This is a genomic window from Mycobacterium sp. E342, assembly GCF_001667665.1.
Taxonomy (GTDB): domain Bacteria; phylum Actinomycetota; class Actinomycetes; order Mycobacteriales; family Mycobacteriaceae; genus Mycobacterium.
This window is the reverse complement of sequence record NZ_LZJM01000045.1, coordinates 1-9,002: the sequence shown is the minus strand read 5'-3', so window position 1 is coordinate 9,002 and position 9,002 is coordinate 1. Positions and strand designations below refer to the sequence as shown.

Below are 9,002 nucleotides of genomic sequence, written 5' to 3'. Positions count from 1 at the left end.
GCACATCGTGGATGACTCGGGTGCCCGCGCCGCCATCGTGCACGGCGACCAATTCGACAGGTTCGCCGTCCCGCTGGATACCTTGGACCCGTTCATGATTGGCAACGACTACGAGCGCCGCCTGGCCAACGCGTCCCCTGCCGCACCGCCATGCGCGACGTCGCCCGACGATATGGCCGTCATCCTCTACACCAGCGGGACGACTGGCCGGGCCAAGGGGGTCATGCACGCTCACCGTGCCCTGCTTTACCAGGCGGCCGATACGAACCTGGCGACCGAGGCGCAGGCATCCGACGTCATGTTGGCAACCACGCCGTTCTTCACCGCCGGCGGAATGCTGCGCACCGTGTCCTGGCTATACCTCGGCCAGACGATGGTGATCCATCAACGCTTCGAACCAGAACGCGTCTTGGACGAAATCGAACACCATAAAATCACCTTCACCACATTCATCCCCACGATGCTGCAACGCACGCTAGCCATGATCGAGTCGGGTCCACCGCGCGACCTTTCGAGCCTGCGCCGCATCTCCTACGGGTCGGCACCAGTCCCGCCCGGCTTGGCCGAACGGGCAATGAGGTTGCTCGGCTGCGACTTGCAGCAACGGTATGGTCTGACCGAGTGCGGTGGACAGGCCACCATCCTGACGCCACAGGACCACCGCGACATTGTCGCCGGGCGGAATTCGATCCTGACGTCGTGTGGACGCGAAACGCCGATGTGCGTGATCCGGATCTGCGACGCCGAGGGACGTTCGCTTCCGGCACACGAAGTCGGCGAGATTGTCATCGAAAGCCCGGCCAACGCCATGGGCTACTGGAACCAGCCCGAGCAAACCGCCGCCACCTTCCGCGCTGATGGCGTGCGCACCGGGGACATGGGATACCTCGATGCAGATAACTATCTGCACGTCACCGGACGCAAGACCGACATGATCATCTCCGGCGGCTTCAACGTGTACCCGGCCGAGATCGAACGGGTCATCGCCCAATGTGACGGAGTCGAGCTGGTCGCGGTGGTCGGCGTGCCGGACGCCGAATGGGGCGAGACCCCGGTGGCCGTGGTCGTGCCGCACCCGTCATATACCGACCTCGAGGCTTTGACTGCCGAGCTCAGCACTGTGTGTCGTGAACAGCTGGCCGGGTACAAGCAACCCCGCCGATTCGCTTATCGCAACGAATTGCCCCTCGGGCCGGCAGGCAAGATCCTCAAGGGCCGGATCCGCGAAGACCTCGACGCGACGCAGCCCGATGCCGTCATCGCCCACCAGCAATCAGCGGACTAGGCGAGGGATCAACCATGACGCGAGCACTCACCGACGCGCTGCCCGAGTACCAGCTGCTCATCAATGGGCAACGCGTCCCTGCCAAATCAGGGGCCACATTCGACAGCATCGACCCCTACAGCGGACAACCATGGGTGCGGATACCCGATGGTGGCGCCTCAGACGTCGACACCGCCGTCGCTGCGGCGCGCGCCGCGTTGCGGGGGCCATGGGGGGAGCTCACACCGACGGCGCGCGGCGCCCTGCTACTCAGGCTCGCGGACGTCATCGCCGCCGAAGCGGAAACGCTGGCCGAACTCGAAGTGCGCGACGGAGGCAAGTTGGCCCGCGAGATGGTGGGCCAAATGCGTTCGCTGCCTGACTATTACAGGTACTTCGGCGGGCTCGCCGACAAGGTGCACGGTCAAGTCATCCCCACCGACAAATCCAACTACCTCGTCTATACGCGCAACGAGCCCGTCGGGGTGGTCGGGGCCATCACGCCGTGGAACTCCCCGCTGTTGCTGCTGACGTGGAAGCTAGCCGCGGGCCTGGCGGCCGGATGCACGTTCGTCATCAAACCGAGCGAGCACACGCCTACGTCGACGCTGGCGTTTGCCGAGCTCTTCGCCAAGGCCGGGTTTCCACCTGGAGTGGTCAACGTCGTCACCGGCTGGGGCCCGGCAACCGGTGCCGCGCTGGCCGCCCATCCTGACATAGACAAGATCGCCTTCACCGGTTCCACATCGACCGGAATCGCGGTAGGGCGCGCGGCAATCGAGCACATGGCGCGCTTCACGTTGGAACTCGGAGGCAAGTCCGCCCAGGTGGTGTTCCCCGACGCCGATCTCGATGCGGCGGCCAACGGCATCATCGCCGGCGTCTTCGCGGCAACGGGGCAAACCTGCCTGGCCGGGTCCCGCCTGCTGGTCCATCGCGACGTCGCCGACGCCTTGGTCGATCGTGTGGTCGCCCGCGCCGCGAGCATCAGACTGGGCGATCCGAAAGCGGCGACCACCGAGATGGGGCCGGTGTCCAACAAGGTCCAGTACGAGAAGGTGCTCGAACACTTCGCCGCGGCCCGGGCACAGGGCGCGACAATCGCGTGCGGCGGTGAACCCGCGACCGAATTCGGCGGCTTCTTCGTCAAACCCACCGTGCTGACCGGCGTCGACCCGTCGATGCGGGCCGTCGCCGAGGAAGTCTTCGGCCCGGTCCTGGCTGTGATGACGTTCACCGACGAGGACGAGGCGGTCGAGATGGCCAACGCCACCCCGTTCGGTCTTGCCAGCGGCGTGTGGACCAACGACGTGCACCGTGCCCACCGCGTGGCGGCGGGACTGCGCGCCGGAACGGTATGGGTGAACTGCTACCGGGCGGTCGCCCCGCAAGTTCCCTTCGGTGGCATGGGGCACAGCGGAATCGGCCGCGAGAACGGCGCCGACGCCATTCACGAGTTCACCGAGACCAAGGCGATCTGGGTCGAGCTGAGCGGCGCCACCCGAGACCCGTTCACCCTCGGATGATGGGTGTCGACGGCGACGCCGTCCCCCTGCGTCTCCGTCGACGATCCGACCGCTCTCGACGAACTGCCCGCACACTACGCCTTTCAGGGACGACGAGGAGCTACCAGTGAAGGCCGGCCTCGACTACGACGCCTTCCAACGGCCCCGGTCGTGTCGACAATCCGCAGCCCTGGGCTCGGCGCCACGGGCTTGTGGGCGCTGCCCCCGGTGACGGCGTCTACCAAGCAGTGAACGTAGGCCTACCCGACGGCGCGACGACAGCACCGCGACGTGTGCTGCCATCGACTGATTAAAGGATACCCATCGGGATGATCAGTGGTTCCTGTGCCCCGCGGCCTGGCCGTGGACAACGCCGTCGACTCCTGCTCCGACAGCAGATTCCGTCAAGCGCCACATCACTCGCAGGGGCCCATTGTGCGGTGACTGCCATCACGCTAGTCTGCCAAATGAGTGTCCTATTAGAGCGTGCGAATGCCGTTGAGCTTCGCGGGAGAGGTTTGGGTGCCATGGGTGCTGGATACGAGGGCAGGCTGTTCATCGACGGAGAGTTCCGAGAAGCCCGCTCGGGCAAGCGTTACGACGTAATCAATCCCGCGGATGAATCGGTGGTGGCCGCCGCCGCCGATGCCGGCCCAGAGGACGTGGCCGACGCGGTCACGGCTGCCCGACGGGTAGCCGACGAGACGACGTGGGCCACCGACCACGCGTTCCGGCGCCGCTGCCTCGAGCAATTCCAGCAAGCACTTCGCAAGGACGTCGAGGAGCTGCGCACCATCGTGACATCGGAAGCAGGTGTGTGCACCGCGGTGATGGGCACGCACGTCGACGCGATGATCGAGGGAATGGACTTTTTCAATGACCTGGCCACGTCGTTCCCCTGGGAGCGCGAGCTGGGGCCCTACGAACTTCTGGGAATGCGATCCAACCGGCGCGTACGCTACCAGCCGTACGGCGTGGTTGGGGCTATCACCCCGTGGAATGCCCCTTTCATGACCGCGATCTGGAAGATCCACCACAGCCTCGCCGCCGGGAACGCCGTCGTGCTCAAGAGCGCCCCAGATACACCGCTGACCGCATCGCGCATGGTTCAGCTGATCGCCGAACACACCGATATTCCGGCCGGCGCAGTCAACACGATCAGCTCAGCGGACAAGGCCATCGCCGGTGATGCCCTCACCGGCGATCCGCGTGTGGATCTGTATCACTTCACAGGCTCCCCCGGCGTCGGCGAACGAATTCAACAGCGCGCGGCCATCGGGAGCCGCAAGGTCGTCCTGGAGTTGGGCGGTAAGTCGGCCAACGTGCTGCTTCCCGACGCCGACCTCGATTCTTCCTGCGCTATGGGCACATTCATGTGCATGGCAACCAGCGGTCAGGGGTGCGCGCTGCCAACCCGCATGGTGGTCCACGAATCCATCTACGACGACGTCGTCGAGCGGCTGACGGCCAACATCGGGAACATGCCCTGGGGTGACCCGACCGAGCCGAACAACATCGTTGGCCCGATCATCCGGGCAGAGCAGGTCGATCGGATGGAGGGTCTAGTCAACCGCGCGAAGCAGGCCGGAGCCAAAGTGCCCGTCGGCGGCAAGCGCGGCGATCGCGACAAGGGGTTCTGGTACGAGCCGACCCTGGTGGTCGACGTCGACGAGAACGCGGAGATCGCACAGAACGAGGTCTTCGGCCCCGTACTGACGGTCGTCCGGTACGAAGGTGATGACGATGAGGCGGTGCGAGTGGCCAACAACTCCCGCTACGGTCTGTCGGCCTACGTCCAGTCCGCCGACGAGGAGCGGGCGTGGGCGGTCGCCGGACGACTCAATGCCGGCACGGTCAACATCAACAACTCCTTCTACCTCTCGCCCGACGGACCATTCGGCGGATGGGGTATCAGCGGCGTCGGTGTCGAGCACGGCGTCGAGGGCTTCGCGGAGTACCTCCGTATCAAGACCATCGCCAGCCCCTGCTGAGCCAGGACAGTGCCCGTCGAGATCGGCCGTGCCGGGTTACCCCCAGGGGACGCGGCACGGCCGGGGTCTTCCCCACGGCCGAGCGACCGCCGGGGCGGTTCGGTAGAATGAGGTCGAAAAGGCAAATGTTTCTACTCTTTCAGAGTGTCGCCGTCGCGTTGCCGCGGCGAGGCGACACGATCCGGAGGTGATTCGCCATGAAGTTACGGCTGCAACGTGAACACTGTGTCGGCCACGCGCAGTGCTACGGCGTCAATCAGGACATGTTCCCACTCGATGACAGCGGCTACTCGTCGCTGACGGCGACGGAGATCGCACCGCAAGACGTCGAGACCGCACGCGCAGGAGCGGGCGCCTGCCCCGAACGCGCACTCGTCCTTGACGAGGATTGAGGCGCAGTCGCGGTGCCGCGCAACGATCGATGGTGTTTCGGTGAGTTTGGCGCAAGCACAACGCGATTCGGCGGTGCAATGACTCCCGTGGCGCGGGATACCCTCCCAGCGCGCAATTTGTTCACATAGCTATCTTGAGAATTAACGTCCCGACCTCGGAGGAACCGTGCCGTCACGTATCAAGGCATCGATCGTCGCCGTCGGCCGTAGCGCCATCGGCACCGCTCGCAAGGGAACGTTGGCGAACATGCCCGCGGTAGAACTCGCCAAGCCCGTGACGACGGCGGTCATCGAACGATCTGGTCTTGTGCCGAGCGACTTCGACGACTTCGTCTTGGCCGAGGTAATGCAGGGCGGTGGAGACTCCGCCCGATACATCGCCGTCGAGCTCGGCCTGACTGATATCCCCGGCGTGGCCGTAAATCGGCAATGCGCTTCCAGTCTTTCGGCGATCGCGATCGGCGCCGGACACATTGCCGCGGGGATGAGCTGTGCAGTCCTTGCCGGCGGCATGGAGTCTTTATCCACCACTCCGGTGACCCGGAAGCGCAAGCCCTTCACGAAGGACGAATACGACGATCCCTGGGTCTCGCTCTCACACCCCCCGACCGAAGACGCTCCGGCGATGGACATGTCCATCACGGTCGCTCACAACTGCGCGACGCAATACGGGATCACCCGCGAGGACCAAGACGCGTGGGCATTGCGCAGCCACCAGCGCGCCGTCAAGGCACGGGACTCGGGATCGTTCGTCGATGAGATTGTCCCCCTCGACGTGCCACGTCAGGATGGGTCGACCGCCGTCTTCGGCGAGGACGAGCATCCGCGGCCGGACACATCGATGGAAATCCTTGGCGGCCTCAAGGTCCTGCACCCGGAGATCCCCGGCTTCACCGTGACGGCGGGCAACAGCTCGGGCATGAATGACGCCGCCGCAGTCGTCGCACTCGCCAGGCCCGAGGATTTTCCCGACGCGATGGCGGGGATTCTGTCGTGGGCACAGGTCGGTGTGCCGCCCAACCGCACGGGAAGCGGCCCCATCGAGGCCATTCCGAAGGCCCTAGCGCTGGCCGGATTGAGCCTCAAAGACGTTGACCTGTTTGAGATCAACGAGGCATTCGCAGCGCAAGCGGTGGCCTGCTCGCGGGCGCTCGACCTCGACGAGGACTTGGTCAACGTGTACGGATCAGGGATCAGCCTCGGCCACCCGATCGCCGCCACTGGTGCCCGCATGGTGACTTCTGCTACGTACGAACTCCGGCGGCGCGGCGGCGGGATCGGCGTCGTATCGATGTGCGCCGGCGGCGGAATGGGTGCCGCCATGGTCATCGAGGTTTCTTGACGACCGTCGACGAAGGCCAGACCACCGCGCATCGGGCCAATCGTCCGACCTCGCCGCGGACGGCGCCCAGCACACCCCGGCGCTTTCGGCGTGCTCCCTGCGCGCGGCAACGGTGTGTGCAACCGGCCACGCTACGGAGAGCGAAATGGGCCCGACCTAAGGAGCAAGACACCATGAGCGACGAAATCCTCAAGATCGAGTCTGACGGGGCGGTCCGTATCGTCACACTGAACAAACCCGACAGCCTCAATGCGCTCTCCCATGAACTTCATCTGGAGCTGTGCAACGTATGGCAGCGGATCGCCAGCGACTGGGAGGCGCGCGTCGTGGTGCTCACCGGCGCGGGGCGGGCGTTCTGCGCCGGGGGCGACGTGTCCGGCTTCCTCGAGAAGGTCACCAACGTTGATCGGCGGCGGCACGGCATGCGCGAAGCCGCCCGGCTGGTCACCGAAATGCTGCGCTTTCACCTGCCGGTCATCGCGGCGATCAACGGCCCCGCAGTCGGGCTCGGTGCCAGCCTGGCCACGATGGCCGACATCGTATACATGGCGGATACCGCATTCATTGCCGACACACATGTCACCATGGGTCTGGTCGCCGGCGACGGTGGAGCTATCACGTGGCCCGCAATGATGAGCATCCTGCGCGCCAAAGAGTATCTGTTCACCGGGGAGCGCATCTTCGCAAAAGACGCCAAGGAGATTGGCTTGGCCAACAAGGTGTTGGCTCCAGAGGAACTCATGCCCGCCGCACTCGAACTCGCCCACAAGCTTGCCGCGCATCCGGCGCAGGCGTTGCAGGACACCAAGCGCGCGGTCAACTTGCACCTCAATGCGGCGGCAGGGCGGGTCCTTCCCTATGCGCTTGCCGCCGAGGAGGTCTCCTTCAGCCAACCCGAGGTGGCCAGGATCGCGCGTGACTTGGCGGCAAAAGCAGACGTAGGGAAGGGCTAGTGCCGGAATAAGACCGCATATAACAACCGGGACGAGATAACCCCTGGGCTGATCACGTGGTCAGCCATCGAACGGACTGTGGGTCGACACGCATGGGCCCGGCGTAATCCTCGAGAGAGCCGACGCGCTGAAGTTATTCGCTTGTCGGTGCGCGCACTGCAGGCAAGACCAGGGTATCGATCACCTCGCGGACGAAATTGGCGTCGACGCTTTGTCCGCGGGCAACCTGCAGCAGACCCATCGCTCCGAGAACGTCCGCCACCAGCGACCAGTCGCGGTCGGCCGAGAGTTCGCCGCGGTCGGCGGCTTGCGCAAGGATCGCGGTAATCGTGCGTTTGCCTTTGCCGAGCATGAGGTCATCAAGCGCCGAGGCGAGTTCGGGTTCGTGTGCCGCTTCCATCGCGACTCGCAACACCAGGTCATTGCTGACCAGGCTGCTGTCGTTGCGTTTGACGCGTTCGACGAGGGCGTCCAGATCGCCTTCCAGGGTGCCCGTGTCGGGGACGTCGACGCTGCAGAGGTCGGGTCGCCAGTACACCAAAGCATCGGTCATCAGCGCGGCTTTGGAGGACCAGCGCCGGTAGATGGCGGCCTTGCCGACGCCTGCCCGTGCCGCGATGTCATTCATGTTGGTGGCGTGATAACCATATTCCGTCAAGGCGGCTAGGGCGGCGTTGAGAATGGCCGGATCGCGGGACCGGTCCAAGCGGCCCTCGGTGCGTTGCCGCAGTTTTGATTCCGCTTCTGTCATGGGCCCTGATCCGTCAACCGACAACCTTGTCGTCGACAGTGTGACAGACCGGCAGGTGAGTTTCATGGGGCCGTCAGCTGTGGGATGGGGGCCGTGCGCTCCTCGTCGGTGGCACGCGGGGCCCGCTTGGTGCGGTAGGTGTTCAGCGGCCACCAGAACCAGTGCCCGAGCGCGGCGGCGATCGACGGGGTCATGAACGAGCGCACGATCAGGGTGTCGACCAGGAGGCCCAGGCCGATGGTGGTGCCCAGCTGTCCGATTACGCGGAGCTCGCTGACGATCATCGACATCATGGTGAACGCGAACACCATGCCGGCCGCGGTGACCACCCGCCCGGAAGCTCCCATGCCGCGGATGATTCCGGTGTTGAGCCCGGCATGTATTTCTTCTTTGAGCCTGGACACCACCAGCAGGTTGTAGTCCGAACCCACCGCGAGAAGGATCACGATCGACAACGGCAACACGATCCATTGCATGCCGAGGCCGGTGATGTCTTGCCAGAGCAGGACCGACAGACCACAGGCGGTGCCCAGTGAGGCGGCGACCGTGCCGACGATCACCAGTGCCGCCACCAGGCTGCGGGTGATGAGCAGCATGATGCCGAAGATCAGGATGAGCGCGGCGATCCCGGCGACCATCAAGGGCACCCCGCTGGAGACCTCGAAGGTGTATCTGGCCGGGATGGCATCGATGTACAGCGATATGCAAGAGGGAGTGAACATTGACCTGATGGTCGCCGGGATCGCCGCGCTCATCCTGATCTTCGGCATCATGCTGCTCATCACCCGCAGCCTGGTGGCGGCA

General features: G+C 64.9%; 8 protein-coding genes and 1 pseudogene. 7 read left to right on the top strand and 2 right to left on the bottom strand.

Annotation, left to right across the window (positions count from 1 at the left end):
- From A5692_RS02485 to A5692_RS02460, 6 genes are all read left to right on the top strand, one after another.
- The coding region (locus A5692_RS02485; RefSeq protein ID WP_068051641.1) for a class I adenylate-forming enzyme family protein at nt 1-1,285 on the top strand (1,285 nt) is incomplete at its 5' end.
- A gap of 14 nt (nt 1,286-1,299) precedes the next feature.
- Nucleotides 1,300-2,790 carry an aldehyde dehydrogenase gene (locus A5692_RS02480; RefSeq protein ID WP_067918976.1) on the top strand — a complete coding sequence of 497 codons (1,491 nt, stop codon included), beginning with the start codon at nt 1,300-1,302 and terminating at the stop codon, nt 2,788-2,790.
- Nucleotides 2,791-3,296: 506 nt separating this feature from the next.
- Entirely contained in the window at nt 3,297-4,760 is a 1,464-nt protein-coding gene (locus A5692_RS02475; protein WP_067918977.1) for an aldehyde dehydrogenase family protein, read from the top strand.
- A 197-nt stretch (nt 4,761-4,957) separates the two neighbouring features.
- Entirely contained in the window at nt 4,958-5,152 is a 195-nt protein-coding gene (locus tag A5692_RS02470; protein ID WP_067918978.1) for a ferredoxin, read from the top strand.
- A gap of 166 nt (nt 5,153-5,318) precedes the next feature.
- Complete coding sequence (locus A5692_RS02465) at nt 5,319-6,494, top strand: thiolase family protein (protein WP_067918979.1); 1,176 nt, start codon at nt 5,319-5,321, stop codon at nt 6,492-6,494.
- A gap of 173 nt (nt 6,495-6,667) precedes the next feature.
- The gene (locus tag A5692_RS02460; RefSeq protein WP_067918980.1) at nt 6,668-7,447 is read left to right on the top strand and encodes an enoyl-CoA hydratase/isomerase family protein; all 780 of its coding nucleotides are present in this window, start codon (nt 6,668-6,670) and stop codon (nt 7,445-7,447) included.
- 133 nt (nt 7,448-7,580) lie between these two features.
- On the opposite strand, the gene A5692_RS02455 is transcribed toward A5692_RS02460, so the two are convergent.
- The gene (locus A5692_RS02455) at nt 7,581-8,198 is read right to left on the bottom strand and encodes a TetR/AcrR family transcriptional regulator (RefSeq protein WP_067918981.1); all 618 of its coding nucleotides are present in this window, start codon (nt 8,196-8,198) and stop codon (nt 7,581-7,583) included.
- 62 nt (nt 8,199-8,260) lie between these two features.
- Nucleotides 8,261-8,845 (bottom strand): annotated as a pseudogene (locus A5692_RS02450) (MMPL family transporter); the annotation flags it as partial.
- Between A5692_RS02450 and A5692_RS29660 the strand changes: the two are divergent.
- On the top strand, nt 8,784-9,002 hold a 219-nt coding region (locus tag A5692_RS29660; RefSeq protein WP_369830253.1), incomplete at its 3' end, for an MMPL family transporter. The pseudogene A5692_RS02450 and the gene A5692_RS29660 sit on opposite strands and share 62 nt — an antisense overlap.